16 protein-coding genes are annotated in these 16657 nt (G+C 36.9%); 10 read left to right on the top strand and 6 right to left on the bottom strand.

Features of this window, described 5'->3' with window-relative positions:
• Positions 1-30: 30 nt before the first annotated feature.
• From NOV28_RS03805 to NOV28_RS03795, 3 genes are all read right to left on the bottom strand, one after another.
• Positions 31-1536, bottom strand: coding sequence for an MFS transporter (locus NOV28_RS03805; RefSeq protein ID WP_255928695.1), 1506 nt, complete (start codon positions 1534-1536; stop codon positions 31-33).
• Between the two features lie 128 nt (positions 1537-1664).
• Positions 1665-2984, bottom strand: a complete 1320-nt coding sequence (locus NOV28_RS03800; RefSeq protein WP_255927729.1) for a DcaP family trimeric outer membrane transporter — start codon at positions 2982-2984, stop codon at positions 1665-1667.
• Positions 2985-3120: 136 nt separating this feature from the next.
• Entirely contained in the window at positions 3121-3537 is a 417-nt protein-coding gene (locus tag NOV28_RS03795; protein ID WP_255927727.1) for an IS1/IS1595 family N-terminal zinc-binding domain-containing protein, read from the bottom strand.
• A gap of 308 nt (positions 3538-3845) precedes the next feature.
• Between NOV28_RS03795 and NOV28_RS03790 the strand changes: the two genes are divergently transcribed.
• The 5 genes from NOV28_RS03790 (at position 3846) to NOV28_RS03770 (ending at position 10192) form a co-directional block, all read left to right on the top strand.
• Entirely contained in the window at positions 3846-4736 is an 891-nt protein-coding gene (locus NOV28_RS03790; protein ID WP_255927725.1) for an aspartate carbamoyltransferase catalytic subunit, read from the top strand.
• Positions 4737-4784: 48 nt separating this feature from the next.
• The gene (gene carA, locus NOV28_RS03785; protein ID WP_255927723.1) at positions 4785-5858 is read left to right on the top strand and encodes a glutamine-hydrolyzing carbamoyl-phosphate synthase small subunit; all 1074 of its coding nucleotides are present in this window, start codon (positions 4785-4787) and stop codon (positions 5856-5858) included.
• 42 nt (positions 5859-5900) lie between these two features.
• Positions 5901-6269: a four helix bundle protein gene (locus NOV28_RS03780; protein ID WP_255928693.1), complete on the top strand. Its 369-nt coding sequence runs from the start codon at positions 5901-5903 to the stop codon at positions 6267-6269.
• 44 nt (positions 6270-6313) lie between these two features.
• Positions 6314-9496: a carbamoyl-phosphate synthase large subunit gene (gene carB / locus NOV28_RS03775; RefSeq protein ID WP_255927721.1), complete on the top strand. Its 3183-nt coding sequence runs from the start codon at positions 6314-6316 to the stop codon at positions 9494-9496.
• A gap of 96 nt (positions 9497-9592) precedes the next feature.
• Entirely contained in the window at positions 9593-10192 is a 600-nt protein-coding gene (locus NOV28_RS03770) for a DUF2911 domain-containing protein (protein WP_255927719.1), read from the top strand.
• A gap of 77 nt (positions 10193-10269) precedes the next feature.
• Here NOV28_RS03770 and NOV28_RS03765 read toward each other — a convergent pair whose 3' ends face one another.
• Both NOV28_RS03765 and NOV28_RS03760 read right to left on the bottom strand, forming a co-directional pair.
• Positions 10270-11061: an anti-sigma factor gene (locus tag NOV28_RS03765; RefSeq protein ID WP_255927717.1), complete on the bottom strand. Its 792-nt coding sequence runs from the start codon at positions 11059-11061 to the stop codon at positions 10270-10272.
• A gap of 1 nt (position 11062) precedes the next feature.
• Complete coding sequence (locus tag NOV28_RS03760) at positions 11063-11638, bottom strand: RNA polymerase sigma factor (protein ID WP_255927714.1); 576 nt, start codon at positions 11636-11638, stop codon at positions 11063-11065.
• Positions 11639-11726: 88 nt separating this feature from the next.
• Here NOV28_RS03760 and msrB point away from each other — a divergent pair, with 88 nt between their 5' ends.
• The 4 genes from msrB (at position 11727) to NOV28_RS03735 (ending at position 14676) form a co-directional block, all read left to right on the top strand.
• Positions 11727-12266: a peptide-methionine (R)-S-oxide reductase MsrB gene (gene msrB / locus NOV28_RS03755; protein ID WP_255927711.1), complete on the top strand. Its 540-nt coding sequence runs from the start codon at positions 11727-11729 to the stop codon at positions 12264-12266.
• A 75-nt stretch (positions 12267-12341) separates the two neighbouring features.
• Positions 12342-12917 carry a fasciclin domain-containing protein gene (locus NOV28_RS03750; RefSeq protein ID WP_380265042.1) on the top strand — a complete coding sequence of 192 codons (576 nt, stop codon included), beginning with the start codon at positions 12342-12344 and terminating at the stop codon, positions 12915-12917.
• Positions 12918-13050: 133 nt separating this feature from the next.
• Positions 13051-14094: a bifunctional transcriptional activator/DNA repair enzyme AdaA gene (locus tag NOV28_RS11180; RefSeq protein WP_305119986.1), complete on the top strand. Its 1044-nt coding sequence runs from the start codon at positions 13051-13053 to the stop codon at positions 14092-14094.
• Positions 14095-14151: 57 nt separating this feature from the next.
• Entirely contained in the window at positions 14152-14676 is a 525-nt protein-coding gene (locus tag NOV28_RS03735; protein ID WP_255927709.1) for a GNAT family N-acetyltransferase, read from the top strand.
• Position 14677: 1 nt separating this feature from the next.
• Here NOV28_RS03735 and NOV28_RS03730 read toward each other — a convergent pair whose 3' ends face one another.
• Complete coding sequence (locus tag NOV28_RS03730; RefSeq protein ID WP_169711629.1) at positions 14678-14839, bottom strand: hypothetical protein; 162 nt, start codon at positions 14837-14839, stop codon at positions 14678-14680.
• 192 nt (positions 14840-15031) lie between these two features.
• Here NOV28_RS03730 and amaB point away from each other — a divergent pair, with 192 nt between their 5' ends.
• Positions 15032-16582 (top strand): L-piperidine-6-carboxylate dehydrogenase, encoded by a 1551-nt coding sequence (gene amaB, locus NOV28_RS03725; protein ID WP_255927706.1) that lies wholly within the window; start codon positions 15032-15034, stop codon positions 16580-16582.
• The last annotated feature ends 75 nt before the right edge of the window (positions 16583-16657 follow it).

The following is a 16657-nucleotide window of genomic DNA, read 5'->3' as shown; positions in this document are numbered from 1 at the left end:
TTTTAAAGTTAGTAAAATTTAATTGAAAAATTAATCTTCCACATTGCGGTCTTTACCATTTAAGTAGAAAAATCCGATGATTAAGGAAACTGCTGCCACAATAATCGGGTACCAAAGTCCTTCCAGATACCATTCTGCATGACCTGTGTCTTTAGCATTGGTTACCAAATAAGTTGCAACGGCAGGAAGTAATCCTCCGAAAATACCATTTCCGATGTGGTAAGGCAAAGACATTGAAGTATAGCGAATGCGCACTGGGAACATTTCAACAAGGAAAGCAGCGATAGGTCCGTAAACCATGGTTACAAATACCAATTGAAGGAAAAGCAAAGCGATGAGTTTCCAACGTGTTGCAGGATCTACGGTTACAGCAACGTCTACTTTGGCAGCTTCAGGTTTTCCGTCTTTAATTACAGGTCCAGTAGGAGCCCAATGAACAATGGAATCTTTTTTCAATGAAGACCCGTCGGTAAAGGTTTTCTCGGTATGGAAAGTGATGAGGCTATCAGTAGCAATTTTATCATGAACTTTAGAGGTTCTCTTCAATGTTTCGCTATCTTTTACCACTGTTTTTTCAGTTAAATTCACGGAGTGGTACATTGCGCGATAGATTGGTCTGTACGCAAAAATCGCAAGCAACATTCCTAAAAGGATGATTGATTTTCTGCCCACTTTATCCGAAAGCCATCCGAATAAAATGAAAAGTGGAGTCCCCAAGAATAATGATGCAGCCATGATGGTATCTACTTGTGTAGAGTCTACATTCATTACTTTTCCGAGAAAGCTCATCGCATAGAATTGTCCGGTGTACCAAACAACTCCTTGTCCCATTGTGGCACCAAATAGAGCTAGAAGTACGAATTTGAAGTTGTATTTATTACCGAAAGATTCTTTCAATGGGTTTGAAGAAGTTTTGCCTTCTTTTTTAGCAGCGGCAAAAAGTGGAGATTCCTTCATATTTCTTCTGATGACATAAGAAACTCCTACCATTAGAATTGAAATCCAGAAAGGGATTCTCCATCCCCAAGCGGAAAATTCTTCTTTGGTTAAAGTTGTTTTGGTCACTAAAATCACAGCGAGAGATACGAAAAGTCCTACAGTTGCTGTAGTTTGAATCCAAGAAGTCCAATATCCTCTTCGGTGTGGTTGTGCGTATTCAGCTACATAAGTTGCCGCTCCGCCATATTCACCACCCAATGCAAGTCCTTGTAATAATCTTAAAATTAAAACTAAAACTGGCGCCATAAATCCGATGGTTTCATAAGCTGGTACACATCCGATAAGGAAAGTAGAAAAACCCATGATGAGTAATGTAACTAAGAAAGTATATTTTCTTCCGATCATGTCGCCGAGACGACCGAAAAACAGTGCTCCGAAAGGTCTTACCACAAATCCCGCAGCAAAAGTAGCGAGCGTAGAAAGGAAAGCGGCAGTAGGATTATCTGATGGGAAAAATTTGGTAGAAAGTACCACAGCGAGACTTCCGAAGATAAAGAAATCATACCATTCGATGAGGGTTCCGAGTGATGACGCCATAATGACGTTCCAAATCGTGCGGTTTTTGGTGCGTTCGTCTTCCACCGAAACTGAGTTTTGCAGATTGTTATTGTCGTTATTCATAGTATTTTGTATTTGGTGTTTTTTTATTAAAATATTTTTAAAATTTAGAAAGAATACATCACTCTTACCATTGCTCGTAAGTTGCCTACATCTTTCAGGTTATTTGCTGCAGTTGCTTCCGAGTCCATATCTCCCCATGTTGCGGCAGTGTATTCGATTTCCGGTGAAATGTTGAATTTGTTTTGTTTAAAATCAACTCTTGCAGATGCGCGCCAAACTTGATCTAAAATTCTTGTTCCGGATGCACCTCTGACGTAAAGATTTTTAAATCCTGCATCTACTCCCGAATTTTTGGTGTATCCGAAGAAAACACCAGGTGCTATTTTAGGATTTGCACTTGCAAGATCTACCCAAAATGCGGATGTTTTGGTAGGTTTATATGATTCAATTCCATTTGGATTTTCATAACCAGCAAATCCACCGATCATTACCAAATGATGAAGGTTTCCACCAGTAATTCCGTAAAGCTTTGCGATTACTTTTTCATTGGCATATTTAAAATATCCAAAAAACATTTCAGAATTTACTTTTTCATCAGAAACCAATCCGCCAGACTCTATTACAGGTTTCAAAGATTGATATTCTGCGCCGGCTCCGGCGAGGATTGATTTATTTTTAAATTGTAATTGACCGTGGAAAGTAGGAACTGAGGAATTAAAAGTAGCGGAATTCGTAGAAGCTCCGGTTGCATTCGCGGTTTGGAATTCGCGGTCTTTGTAGGCAACAGCACTGAAAGATAATTCAGGAGTGATTTTTTGAGTGAGTTTTACTTGTCCGGCCCAACCGAAAGGGTTGAATAGTATTCCGGTATTGAAATTGGCAACTCCTGGGAAAACATCAGGAATAAAAGCTGGGTACCAAGTTTGCCCAAATGTAAGCGCTGTTTTTGGCCAAGTGAGCGTCGCAGTGGCGTGTCTAAGTCTCATGAGACCGATACTTCCGCTTCCTGCTGAACTTTTGTTGAGTTCGGTATTTCCGAAAAAGTCGGCTTCAATATTTCCGGTAGCTTTGGCTCCCCAAACATCCGGACCTTTAAATTTCATTCCAACTCGAGTGGTTATCGAAAGAAAGTTGCTTCCACCGGCATCGTTGATGTCTTTTCCGTTTGCATCTAATTTTTCATCTAAAGGATAAAGATTCAAATTGTATTCCCTAGAGTACGCGGATTGTCGGCTATCGAAATTGTAATCGGTCCTTACCCAGCCGTAAAAAGAGGCGTCCCATTCTTTAGGTTTGTTTTTTTCGGCTTCCAACGCTTCAATTCTTTTCAAAAGTTCTTCGTTAGAAGGGGTTTCCTGAGCATACAAAAAAGATTGTAGAAATAACGAAGGAATAATTCCTAATAAAACTGTTATTTTCTTCATAGTTTAATAATTTTTAGTTGGTATTTTTACAGGAACGAAAATGAAACTAAAAATTTATTTTAAGAAATTTAATATATATTTATGGTAATGGTATAGTTTAATGAAATTTTGTTGAATAAATTGATAGGAACTTATATTATTTTTTAAATCTTTCCCATTTTATCATCATGTACTTATCTCCAAATTCAGTGATAATGAGACCGGAACCTTTGATGTTTTCTTCGTTTTGGATAAAGGAAATCAGTTCGCTTTGTTTGAAAACTTTGTAGCTGGTATGAAACTCAGAGTGTGGTGGTCTTTTGATATTGTATTTTTTGATCCAAGAGCTTATCGTAACATGAGAAACGCCGATAATTCTCTCAATTTCCCGGAAAGACAAACCTTCGAGATACAATTGTAGCGCTTTTGTAACGTAATAATCATCAATTTGTTTCCCTAATTTTTTTACGGTGAAATAATAGTTGCAATCTCTGCACAGGAAGCGTTGTCGCTCTTTCACGATTCCACTTTTCACGATGTTCTTTTGTTGACATTTCGGACATGAATTGGACATAACTATACTTTTTTAGCAAATATATATTAATTTAGCATTGAAAGGACAAATTTTTTATTAATAATTTGATTTTATGGTTGGTAAATAGCTTTTAACGATTACAATTTAAAGAAATATTAGATTTTTAAATAATTCGTTTCAAAAATCATCTTTGTTGTTCAAAATAAATTTCTATCTTTGCACCTAATGAAAAGAATATTTCCATTAGACGATTTACAGACAGGCAATTTTGCCGACATTAACAATATTTGTTTTTTATAACGAAGCTTTTTTGGCTTCGTTTTTTTTTGACCTAAACTGAAAAAAATATGCTTACAACCACCGACTTAACCGTAGAAAAAATTAATTCTTTATTAATTTCAGCCGAAGAATTTTCAAAAGGAAAAGTTCTAAAAGCTCAAGAAGAAATTTACGTTTCCAACCTTTTTTTTGAAGACAGCACGCGCACCAAAACCAGTTTTCATATCGCAGAACGTAAATTAGGACTCAATGTGGTGCCTTTCGATGTAACTTCGAGTTCGGTAAATAAAGGAGAATCGCTTTATGACACTGTGAAAACTCTTAAAAGTTTGGGTGTAAATCTTTTGGTAATTCGCCATAAACAAGATAAGTTTTATGAGGAGTTAAAAGAAATCGATATTCCTATCATCAATGGTGGCGACGGAACCGGAAACCATCCTTCGCAAACTTTGTTGGATTTGATGACCATCCAACAGGAATTCGGAAAATTCAAAGGTTTGAAAATAGGAATTGTAGGTGATGTAAAACACAGTAGAGTAGCTAATTCTAATGCAGTTGCTCTTAGAAAATTAGGTGCAAAAGTTTATTTTTCTGGTCCTGAAAAATGGTTTGATGAAGGAACAATTATCAACGGAACTTATCTCTCTATCGATGATTTAGTGAAAGAAGTTGATGTGCTGATGTTGCTCAGAATTCAACACGAGCGACATGATGAGAAAATGAAAATATCAACCGATAATTATCACAAAAAATTCGGATTAACTCTGGAAAGAGAAAAAGTGATGAAAAAAAATGCGATCATTATGCATCCTGCACCCATCAACAGAGGCGTAGAGATTCATAATGATTTGATAGAATCTCCTCGCTCCAGAATTTTCAAACAAATGGAAAACGGAGTGTTCGCAAGAATGGCAATTTTAAAAGATGCTTTAGAAAAAAAAGGATTCTCCTTTAAATAAAAATATAAACTTAAATAATAAGGTGCAAAGCGCCGAAATATTGATAAAATGAAGAAAAAATTAGTTTTGGAATCTGGTGAAGTTTTCCACGGTGAAGGTTTCGGTGCAGAGCAAGAAATTGACGGCGAAGTGGTTTTCAATACCGGAATGACTGGCTATCAGGAACTTATTTCAGATCCGTCCTATTGCGGACAGATTGTATGTATGACCTATCCGCTTATTGGAAATTATGGGATCAACCGCGACGATTATGAAAGTCTCGAACCCGCAATTAAAGGTTTGATTGTAAAAGAATTGTGCGATTTCCCCTCGAATTTCAGAAATCAACTCACTTTGGATGAGTTTTTTCAGAAAAAGAAATTATCCGGAATTTCCGGAATTGATACCAGAAGACTAACAAGAGTTTTGCGCAGCAAAGGAGTTGTAAAAGGTAAAATTGTAGCTGAAAACTCAGAAGAAAATACAGTAATTGAATCTTTAAAATCAACCGATTTCCCAACCAATCAGGTGGAAATGGTTTCGACAAAAACGGCTTATGCAAATCCAGGAAGAGGTTTGAACGTGGTTTTAGTGGATTTCGGTTCTAAACTCGGAATTCTGCGCGAACTTGCCCAAAGAGATTGCGATGTAAAAGTGGTTTCCCAAAATGTTACCGCCGAAGAGATTTTGTTGATGAATCCCGATGGAATCATGCTTTCCAATGGTCCTGGAGATCCACAAGATGTGAAAGGAGCGTCGGAATTGATCAACGGATTACTCGGAAAAGTCCCAATTTTCGGAATTTGTTTGGGACATCAATTGATTGCTTTGGCTTGTGGAGCGAAAACTTACAAACTGAAATTCGGGCATAGAGGTGGAAATCATCCCGTTTTAGATTTAGCTAAAAATAAAGTGGCGATCACTTCTCAAAATCACGGGTATGCAGTAGATCAGGAAAGTTTAAAAAACACCGATTTGGAAGAAACCCACATCGCCCTAAACGACCGTACCAACGAAGGTTTAAGGCATAAAATCCATCCATGTTTCAGCGTACAATATCACCCGGAAGCAAGTCCAGGCCCGGAAGACGCGAATTATTTGTTTGATGAGTTTATTGAGTTGATGGAGGAGTTTAAAAAATAACTTTTGATTTCAGATATTAGACATCAGATAACAGACTTTACTATGCATAATTTTGAGAAATTACTTTTTTGGCAGAAATCAATTGAGCCTTTGAAGGAGGTTTATATTGTTTGTGCAGATTTACCAAACGATGAAAAATTTGGTTTGATTTCTCAAATTAAAAGATCGGTAATTTCGATTCCCTCAAATATTGCAGAAGGAGCTGGAAGAAACAACGATAGTGAATTTTTTCATTTTCTTGCAATTGCAAATGCTTCCTCTTTTGAATTACAGACACAATTAATTCTGACACGTGAATTAAATTTATTAGATGCAGAAAAAGTCAATAGTTTAATATCAAAACTTAATGAAATTCAAAGAATGATTTATTCTTTCAAGGCAAATTTAAAAAGTAATTTAAAACAAAAATAGTCTAGAATCTGACATCTGACATCTGTTGTCTAATAATTTTAAAAATGAAAAGAAACGACATAAAAACAATCCTTGTAATCGGTTCCGGTCCAATCATCATCGGGCAAGCTGCGGAATTTGATTACGCGGGAACTCAGGCTTGCTTGGCTTTGAGAGAAGAAGGTTACAAAGTGATTTTGATTAACTCGAATCCTGCAACCATCATGACCGATGTGGAAATCGCCGATAAAGTTTATATCGAACCGATTTCGCTGCAGTTTGTGAGCCACATCATCAGAAAAGAACGACCAGATGCACTTTTGCCAACTTTGGGCGGACAAACCGGCCTCAACATGGCGGTAGAATTGGAAAAATCTGGAATTCTGGAAGAATGTAAAGTAGAAGTTTTAGGAACTAAACTTTCTGCGATTAATCAGGCAGAAGATCGCGATTTATTCCGCGAATTAATGAACGAACTCAACGAACCAGTTCCCGAATCCGACATCGTGAATACTGTTCAAGGTGCATTGGAATTTGCCCAAAACATCGGTTATCCGGTCATTGTTCGTCCAGCTTTTACGATGGGCGGAACCGGTGGCGGAATTGCTCACAACGAAGAAGAACTGAAGGAAATCGCAAGTTTCGGATTGAAATATTCACCGGTAACGCAATGTTTGATTGAAAAATCGATCGCCGGTTTCAAAGAAATCGAATATGAAGTAATGCGCGATAAAAACGACAACGCAATTGTTGTTTGTAATATGGAAAACATCGATCCGGTAGGCGTTCACACGGGTGATTCCATCGTGGTTGCGCCTTCGCAAACACTTTCCGATCGGGAATATCAAATGCTGAGAAATTCTTCATTGAAAATCATTCGCGCTTTGGGAATTGAAGGTGGTTGCAATGTTCAGCTGGCTTTGGATCCACATTCTTTTGATTATTATATTATCGAAGTAAATCCACGGGTTTCGCGTTCATCGGCTTTGGCGAGTAAAGCAACCGGTTACCCAATTGCGAAAATCGCTGCGAAAATTGCGGTCGGATTAACTTTAGATGAAATCATGAATCCGGTTACAGGAAAGACTTACGCGTGTTTCGAACCGGCTTTGGATTATGTGGTGACTAAGTTTCCGCGTTTCCCTTTCGATAAATTTGAAACCGCTGATCGCCGACTTTCCACACAAATGAAAGCGACGGGAGAAGTGATGGCCATCGGAAGAAATTTCGAGGAATCTTTGCAAAAAGCCATCCGTTCTTTGGAAACCGGGTTAAGACATATCGGCCTTAAAACAAAACAAGCAGAAGCTTTAACCGATGCCGAAATCGAAAGAAGAATCCGCATTTGTGATGATGAGCGATTGTTCATTATTGGTGATGCTTTGCGAAGAGGTTACGATTGGGAAAAAATCGTAGAATGGAGCAAAATTGATAAATTTTTCATCTGGAAAATCAAGAAATTGATCGATTTTGAAAAAGTCATTGCTGAAAATAAATTTAACAAAGAAATTTTACTTCAAGCTAAAAAACTAGGATTTGCGGATCTTCACATCGCTCATTTGTGGAATTCTAATCAGAAAGAAATTTTCGATTTTAGAAAAAATAACGGAGTAATGCCGGTTTACAAAATGGTGGACACTTGCGCCGCTGAATTTGAAAGTGAAACGCCGTATTTCTACGGAACTTACGAAGAAGAAAATGAAAGTGTTCCTTCAAATCGTGAAAAAATTATCGTTCTCGGTTCGGGTCCGATTCGTATTGGACAAGGTGTGGAGTTCGATTACGCAACGGTTCACTCGGTTTGGGCGATTAAAGAGCTTGGTTACGAAGCGATTATCATCAATAATAATCCGGAAACTGTTTCCACCGATTTCTCGATTTCCGACAAATTATATTTTGAACCTTTGACGGAAGAAGATGTCATGAACATCATAGAGCTCGAAAAGCCAAAAGGCGTGGTAGTACAGTTTGGCGGACAAACCGCAATCAATTTAGCTGATAAATTGGCTGCTCATGGCGTTCAAATTTTGGGAACTTCACTTGAAGATTTGGATCGTGCAGAAAACCGAAACAAATTTGAGGCGGCATTGCAAGAACTTGGGATTCCGCAACCTTTGGGAAAAACCTGTTTCACCAAAGAAGAAGCGTTGGTTATCGCAAACGAGATCGGCTTCCCGGTTTTGGTTCGTCCGAGTTATGTTTTAGGTGGAAGAGCGATGGAAATTGTGTATGACGAGAAAGAACTCGAACATTACATGACCAACGCGGTAAAAGAAAATTCCGAACATCCCATTTTGATCGACCGTTACTTAACCGGAAAAGAAGTGGAAGTAGATGCGATTTCTGATGGTGAAACCGTCGTAATCCCTGGAATCATGGAGCATATCGAAAGAGCGGGAGTTCACTCGGGAGATTCCATCGCAGTATATCCGCCGCAACATATTTCAGAGGAACAAATTGCAACTTTAGTAGATTATACCGAAAGATTGGCAAAAGGTCTGAATGTCATTGGTTTAATGAATATTCAGTATGTGCTTTCTGAAGGAAATGTTTATGCGATTGAAGTGAATCCTAGATCGAGTAGAACTGTTCCGTTCCTTTCGAAAATCACCGAAATCCCGATGGCAAATTTGGCCACCAAAGTAATTCTTGGCCAAAAATTAAAAGATTTAGGATATAAAAACGGTTTAGCCCCAAATAAAGAAGGAATTTTCGTAAAAGTTCCGGTATTTTCCTTCTCAAAATTAACCAAAGTTGATATTTCGCTCGGTCCGGAAATGAAGTCCACCGGCGAAGTAATGGGAAAAGATACGACGCTCGAAAAAGCACTTTACAAAGGATTAATCGGTTCCGGAAGAAAAGTGCCGCTTCATGGTGCAATTTTATTCACAGTAGCCGATAAACACAAAGAAGAAGCTTGCGATATTGCAAGAAGATTTCAGGAAATCGGTTTTAAAATCTGGGCTACAGAAGGCACAGCGAAATATTTTGAAGAAAACGGAGTCCGCACCAAAATCGGTTACAAAATTGAAGAAAATCCGGAAATCAATTTGATTGATCTCATTCAAAAAGGGAAAGTTCAATACATTGTAAATACTATGACCAAAGGAAAACAATCCGAACGTGACGGTTTTCAAATCCGCCGAACTTCGGTCGAAAATGGAGTTCCTTGTCTCACTTCAATGGATACGGTAGAAGCCATTCTAAAAGTTATTGAAAGCATGAGTTTTAAGATGGAAAAAATGTAAATTTCATTTTAAAATATTATAGAAAACGCACTTTTAGGGTGCGTTTTCATTTTTTAAAGTAATTATTTTTTATCTTTAAAAACTTAAATTTTTAAAATGAAAAAACTATTATTGACCACATTTTTAGCTTTATCAGTTGCCGCTTATTCCCAATTCACGCTTCCGGCGGCAAGTCCGAGACAGAAAGTTGAACAACAATTTTCAATGTCGAAAATTACTGTAGATTACGGAAGACCGGGCGTAAAAGGAAGAAAAATCTTCGGCGAACTCGTTCCTTTCGGAAAAGTTTGGCGAGCCGGAGCGAATTCTTCTACCAAAATTACCTTCGAACAATCCATTGATTTCGGCGGAAAAGTGGTTCCTGCAGGAACTTACGGACTTTTTGTTATTCCGACTGAAAAAGAATGGAAAGTGATTTTGAACAAAGATTCGCAACAATGGGGAGCTTATTCTTATGACGAAAAACTAAATGTCATCGAAGTTACCGTTCCTGTTCTGAAATTATCGGAAATGCAGGAAGTTTTCGAAATTGCTTTAAATCCCAAAGATGAAAATGCAATAGATTTGGTCTTCAAATGGGAAAATACGAAAGTCATCGTTCCTTTAAAAACAGGGAAACCCGAAACAGTCGCAAAAATCACCGAAAAACTGAAAGAAATAAAGCAAATCGAAAAAGATGCTGCTGCGAAAAAGTAATTTTTTTAAATAAAAATTGCCACAAAAAAACCTTGAAAATTCGATATTTTCAAGGTTTTTTATATTTTAAAATGGGTTTAAGTTTTCCCCATTACATACATTTCATCCATCGTCGGGGTTTCGCTTCCGCCCGATTTTTCGAGGGTAATGGCAAAAGCTTGTGCATCCGAAATTTCTTTCATTTCCTGCATTTTTTCAGGATTATTTTCGTCGTATATTCCCGCATCTACAGGTTTTCCGTCCACAATTGCCCAAAGTTGATATTGTTTTCCTTCCGGCGCTTTTGGCAAATTATTGATGGTTAAATATACTTTTTTAGAATTGTCCCAATACACTTCTGCAAGCATTCCCGGGTGTTTTTCAACGCCTTCTAATTGTATTTTTTTAGCATTTAAAAGCATCGAATTTTTATTTTCTAAATTTTCGATTTTCTTTTCTAAATCCGTATTATTTTTCGCAAAAGTATCTAAGTTTTTTTGATGAGAATTCATTTGAAACAAGTTCCAGCCAATGCTTACAAGCAAAAGTAGGGAAGCCGCCATCATCCAAATTTTATTGAAATCTGTTTTTTTATCCTCAACAAAAATTTCATTTTTGGGAGAAACAGTTTTTGACTCTTCGGCAGAAAGTTTTACATCGGATTGAGTAAAATCCAATTTCGCGAAAATTTCAGCTTTCAAGTGGGAAGGTGGTTCAATCGCTTGTTCCGTCGCCAGTTTTTCAAAAGTTTCTTGTGTCTCTAAAACTGCATTTTTTACCTCTATATTTTTAGACATTACGCATTCCAAAATCGCAGATTCCTCTTGTGGAAGGATTCCTAAAGCGTATTGTTCGATAACACCGGATGATATGTAAGTTTTTATATCCACTTTATTTAATGAAAAATAATAACAAAATGATTTGAAATTCTTTTAATATATTTTTTAATTCCAGCAAAGCCGCTCTCGTTCTGGTTTTCACCGTTCCGAGCGGAATTCCCAATTCTTCGGAAATTTCTTCTTGGGTAAATCCTCCGAAATAGGCTTTATTTATGATAATTTTATAATCTTCGCGCAAAGTATTTACTGCGTTTTGCACTTCATTAAACTCATGTTTTTGCTCCGTCGAAAGATTCATACTGTCATTTACGAAATCGGGAATACTTTGGTTTTTTTGATCATTTCTAAATGATTTTGATTTCAAACGATCAATCGCAGAATTTCTCGCAATATTAAGCATCCAGGTATAAAAACTGCCTTTATTTGCGTCAAATTGAGTGATAGAATTCCAGATTTTCACAAAAACATCTTGTAAAACTTCGTTGGTTTCTTCTTTATAAGTCAAAATCCTAAAAATTACTCCGTAAAGCGCTCCAGAATAGTTGTCGTAAAGATAATTAAAGCCCTTTTCATCCCTGCTGATAAGCAAAGACAATAATTGATCTTGTGAAAGAGTGGCTTTTTTCAATTTTTAAATTTCCGTTCAAATATAGTTTTTTTAATAAAAGAAAACCGAATTTTTTTTCTCCTCGTAAATGATATTAAATTCAAAACAAATGAAATCTAAAGTAAAATTAATTGGTTTAAGCATTTTCAGCTTATTCGCGTTTCAAAATATTGCTGCGCAAAAAATCCAAAAAGTAAATGGCAAAAACGTCGTAAATCCTTACTATTCCAGAACTGACACGAAAATCTTGAAAGTAAGCAACGCCGATTGGAAAAAAGTTTTAGAAAAAAATCTGTTCGCCGTTTCGCGTTTAAATGATACAGAAATGGCTTTCTCAGGGAAATACAACGATTTCAAAGGAATCGGAACGTATTATTGCGCCGCTTGTGGAAACGCGTTGTTTCGCTCGGATGCCAAATTTTCTTCGACTTGCGGTTGGCCAAGTTTTTTTGAAACCATTCGTCCAAAATCGGTGATTTATAAAACCGATAATTCCTATAATATGGAAAGAACCGAAGTGCGTTGCGGAAGGTGCGATGCGCATTTGGGACATGTTTTCGATGATGGACCGGCTCCTTCTAAAAAACGATTTTGCATGAATTCGATCTCGCTGGAATTTGAACCCAATCAAAAAATTCAAAAAAAATAAATCCAAACTTTTTTTTACCTCGTAAATGATTCTAAACACATCAACATATAAATTATTAACTAAAAAAAATCGATTATGAAATTTTTAAAAATCACCACAGCAGCATTGGCTTTAACAATGACTTTAGCCATCGGAAACCTTGCCACAGCGCAAACGATGGCTAAAAAAGAAAAAACAGTAATGGTTGGCGGAGCGGCAATGTATCCATCCAAAAACATTGTTGAAAACGCCGTAAACTCGAAAGATCACACCACTTTGGTTGCTGCCGTGAAAGCTGCAGGTTTGGTAGAAACTTTGGAAAGTAAAGGGCCTTTCACCGTTTTTGCACCAACGAATGAAGCTTTTGCAAAATTACCTGCAGGAACCGTAGATATGTTGGTAAAGCCCGAAAACAAAGCAATGTTGACTAAGATTTTAACCTATCACGTTGTTCCGGGGAAAATTTCGGCAAAAGATCTTTGGATGTGGACGAAGAAAAATGGCGGAAAATATATGGCGAAAACCGTTCAGGGAGAAGAATTAACTTTTTGGACGAAAGGAAAAGACCTTTATGTTACCGATATGAAAAATAATTCTGCAAAAATTACGATTGCAGATGTAAACCAATCAAATGGAGTGATACACGTAATTGATACCGTATTGATGCCGTAATTCCATAGTTTTTTTGGATTTTTGAGTGCCACTTAAATTTATTTTAAGTGGCATTTTTTGCTTCAAAAATACTTGTCCATTTTTCGGTTGCAAAGTTTTTTCTTCAGACCTAAATTTGCTTTAAATTTACAAAATGGAACTTTCTCCCGAAATTATGTATCAAGCTTCACTCACCAAAAACCCTGATTTTGAGGGCGTTTTTTGGATGGGCGTGAAAACCACCGGAATTTTTTGCCGCCCAATTTGCCGAGCCAGAAAACCAAAACCTGAAAACGTGGAATTTTTTGATAACACAAAAGCCGCAATTTTAAAAGGATATCGCCCGTGCAAAGTATGTAAACCATTGGAAAATTTGGATGAAACGCCCGATTATATTCAACAAATTTTAAAAGAATTGGCTGAAAATCCTTCGCAGAAATTTAAAGATTGCGATTTGGTAAAACGCGGAATTGAACCAGCCACAATGCGAAGATGGTTTCAAAAAAACCACGGAATGACGTTTCAAAGTTTTCAAAGAATGTTCCGATTAAATACGGCTTTCAAAAAAATACAGCAAGGTGAAAATATGATTGATACAGCTTACGACAGCGGTTTTGAAAGTTTAAGTGGTTTCAGCGAAAGTTTTAAAAATATTTTCGGTGTTTCTCCGAAAAATTCAAAAGATCAGAAAATCATTGATTTAAAAAGAATCGAAACGCCAATCGGAACCATGTATGCAGCCGCAACTGAGGCGGGAATTTGCATGCTCGAATTCACAGATCGAAAAATGCTGGAAACGGAATTCAAAGATTTGGCAAGATCCTTAAATGCAACCATTGTTCAAGGTGAAAATCCGCATTTTAAAACATTAGAAAAAGAGTTAAAATTATATTTCGAAGGAAAACTTAAAGAATTTACCGTTCCTTTAAGTCCAGTCGGAACCGAATTTCAGAAATCGGTCTGGAAAATTTTAATGAAAATTCCTTACGGTGAAACTTGGAATTATAGGAAACAATCGGAAGTTTTGGGCGATGCGAAAAAGGTTCGTGCAGTTGCCAACGCCAACGGAATGAACAAAATTTCGATTCTAATTCCGTGCCATCGAGTGATTGGCAGCGACGGAACTTTGACCGGTTACGGTGGCGGAATCTGGCGAAAACAAAAGTTGCTGGAGCTGGAAAAAGCGATACTTTTTTAAATGAAATTTAAAATATTTTCATTTAAAACATAATTTTACCTTTGAAAAAAAAATTCCATGAATTTCTCGATCCAACCGATTTTAGAAAATGAAAATTTTAAATTAATTCCTTTAAAAGAAAGCGATTTTGAAAGATTATTTGAAGTAGCTTCCGACCCGAAAGTTTGGGAGCAACATCCGAATAAAGACCGCTACAAAAGGGAAGTTTTCGAGAATTTCTTTAAAGGTGCGATCGAAAGTAAAGGCGCTTTTCTGATTATTGATAAGCAATCGGAAGAAGTTTTGGGTTCCACGAGGTTTTATGATTTTAATGAAGAAAAAAACTCGATTTTAATTGGTTACACTTTTTATGGAACGAAATATTGGGGGAAAAACGTCAATCCACAAGTGAAAAAACTGATGTTGGATTATATTTTCCAGTTCGTAGAAACGGTGATTTTTCATGTCGGAAAAAGTAATATTCGTTCACAAAAAGCGATGGAAAAACTCGGAGCGACAAAAGTTGGCGAAGAAGAAATTGCTTATTACGGAGAATTACCCAAAATAAATGTGATTTACGAAATCCGAAAATCCGATTGGTAAATTATTTTCCGGAGCAATCTTGAAACATTTCAGCACCGAAATAAAACACAAAAAGCCATGCAATTCCTTTTACCGTAAAAAAGATTAAACCACCGATTCCCACGCGCTTGAACCAGGTTTTAAACTTGGAATTATTGTTGTTTTCGGGTTGCTGATTTTCCATTTTCTATACTTTTCCTCAAAATTACTTATTTATTTTTAATCGAATTATCCATATGAAAAGAATCATGTGGAAATTATCGATGCTAAATCTTTTATAAAAATGAGTTTTTTCAGAATTTAATGCAAATGATTGGAGAAAATTTTCAGATTTGAGCAAAATTCTTATCTTTAAACACAACTCAAATTTAAATATATGTCCCAAAAGAAAGATAATTTCGGAATTGAAAAAATACTTAAAAACTTAGGAATATCAACAGAAAATAATGGAGTCTCAACCGGCGGGAATTACTTTGCCAATGGAGATTTTTTAGAAAGTTACTCTCCAACCGACGGCCAATTAATCGCCAAGGTGAAAACTGCCAACACTCAGGATTATCAAAAAGTAGTGGAAACTGCAAAAGCGGCTTTTAAAGAATTTCGCATGATTCCAGCGCCAAAAAGGGGAGAATTGGTTCGTCAATTTGGTCTTAAACTTCGGGAATATAAAGATGATTTAGGAAAATTGGTTTCTTATGAAATGGGAAAATCTTTGCAGGAAGGTCTTGGTGAAGTTCAGGAAATGATCGATATCTGCGATTTTGCAGTCGGTTTATCGCGTCAGCTTCACGGTTACACCATGCATTCCGAAAGACCTGGACATCGAATGTACGAGCAATATCATCCGCTAGGAATTGTCGGAATTATTTCAGCTTTTAACTTTCCGGTAGCGGTTTGGTCGTGGAACACAGCACTTGCTTTGATTTGCGGAAATGTCACCATCTGGAAACCTTCAGAAAAAACACCACTTTGTGGGATTGCTTGTCAAAATATTTTGAGCGAAGTTTTAAAAGAAAACAATCTTCCGGAAGGAATTTCTTCAATGATTGTGGGCGATCACGAGATTGGAGATCAATTGGTAAAAGATAAAAATGTTGCTTTAGTTTCTTTCACAGGATCAACAAAAGTGGGAAGAATTGTTGGAAAAAATGTAGCAGAAAGATTCGGAAAATCGATTCTGGAATTGGGCGGAAATAATGCGATCATCATCACTGAAAATGCAGATTTAGATATGTCGATTATCGGTGCGGTTTTCGGCGCAGTGGGAACTGCAGGACAAAGATGTACTTCCACAAGACGTTTGATCATCCACGAATCGGTTTATGATGAAGTGAAAAACCGTTTGGCAAAAGCGTACGGACAATTAAAAATCGGAAATCCATTAGATGAAAATAACCACGTTGGTCCGCTCATCGATAAAGATGCAGTGAACCAATATTTGAATTCCATTGAAAAATGCAAAGCTGAAGGTGGAAAATTCGCTGTAGAAGGTGGCGTTCTCGATGGTGAACAATATGAATCCGGCTGTTATGTGAAACCTTGCATTGCGGAAGTGGAGAATTCTTATGAAATTGTACAACACGAAACCTTTGCTCCGATTCTTTATATCATGAAATATAAAAATTTGGAAGAAGCGATTGAAATTCAGAATGATGTTCCACAAGGTTTAAGTTCGGCAATTATGACGCAAAACCTTCGTGAAGCAGAACTTTTCCTTTCTCAAGCAGGTTCAGATTGTGGAATTGCCAACGTCAATATCGGAACTTCCGGTGCGGAAATCGGTGGCGCTTTCGGTGGCGAAAAAGAAACCGGCGGCGGAAGAGAATCTGGTTCTGATGTATGGAAATATTACATGAGAAGACAAACAAATACGATTAATTATACGACGAGTCTTCCTTTAGCACAAGGAATTAAGTTTGATTTGTAAAATATTATTAATCAGTATTTTAATTTAAAATTTTAACAGCTTTTTTCTCTAAATCGGAATAAAGTATCAAATAAA

It is taken from the genome of Kaistella montana (assembly GCF_024436175.1).
GTDB classification, from domain to species: domain Bacteria; phylum Bacteroidota; class Bacteroidia; order Flavobacteriales; family Weeksellaceae; genus Kaistella; species Kaistella montana.
Note: the sequence above shows the minus strand (reverse complement) of the source record. Positions and strands in the feature narration are given on the sequence as shown.

What these genes read in the sequence shown, in the direction of transcription:
- NOV28_RS03805 (WP_255928695.1), bottom strand. Translation starts at nt 1,536, where the DNA reads ATGGCGTCATCACTCGGAACCCTCATCGAATGGTATGATTTCTTTATC.
- NOV28_RS03800 (WP_255927729.1), bottom strand. Translation starts at nt 2,984, where the DNA reads ATGAAGAAAATAACAGTTTTATTAGGAATTATTCCTTCGTTATTTCTA.
- NOV28_RS03795 (WP_255927727.1), bottom strand. Translation starts at nt 3,537, where the DNA reads ATGTCCAATTCATGTCCGAAATGTCAACAAAAGAACATCGTGAAAAGT.
- NOV28_RS03790 (WP_255927725.1), top strand. Translation starts at nt 3,846, where the DNA reads ATGCTTACAACCACCGACTTAACCGTAGAAAAAATTAATTCTTTATTA.
- carA (WP_255927723.1), top strand. Translation starts at nt 4,785, where the DNA reads ATGAAGAAAAAATTAGTTTTGGAATCTGGTGAAGTTTTCCACGGTGAA.
- NOV28_RS03780 (WP_255928693.1), top strand. Translation starts at nt 5,901, where the DNA reads ATGCATAATTTTGAGAAATTACTTTTTTGGCAGAAATCAATTGAGCCT.
- carB (WP_255927721.1), top strand. Translation starts at nt 6,314, where the DNA reads ATGAAAAGAAACGACATAAAAACAATCCTTGTAATCGGTTCCGGTCCA.
- NOV28_RS03770 (WP_255927719.1), top strand. Translation starts at nt 9,593, where the DNA reads ATGAAAAAACTATTATTGACCACATTTTTAGCTTTATCAGTTGCCGCT.
- msrB (WP_255927711.1), top strand. Translation starts at nt 11,727, where the DNA reads ATGAAATCTAAAGTAAAATTAATTGGTTTAAGCATTTTCAGCTTATTC.
- NOV28_RS03750 (WP_380265042.1), top strand. Translation starts at nt 12,342, where the DNA reads ATGAAATTTTTAAAAATCACCACAGCAGCATTGGCTTTAACAATGACT.
- NOV28_RS11180 (WP_305119986.1), top strand. Translation starts at nt 13,051, where the DNA reads ATGGAACTTTCTCCCGAAATTATGTATCAAGCTTCACTCACCAAAAAC.
- NOV28_RS03735 (WP_255927709.1), top strand. Translation starts at nt 14,152, where the DNA reads ATGAATTTCTCGATCCAACCGATTTTAGAAAATGAAAATTTTAAATTA.
- NOV28_RS03730 (WP_169711629.1), bottom strand. Translation starts at nt 14,839, where the DNA reads ATGGAAAATCAGCAACCCGAAAACAACAATAATTCCAAGTTTAAAACC.
- amaB (WP_255927706.1), top strand. Translation starts at nt 15,032, where the DNA reads ATGTCCCAAAAGAAAGATAATTTCGGAATTGAAAAAATACTTAAAAAC.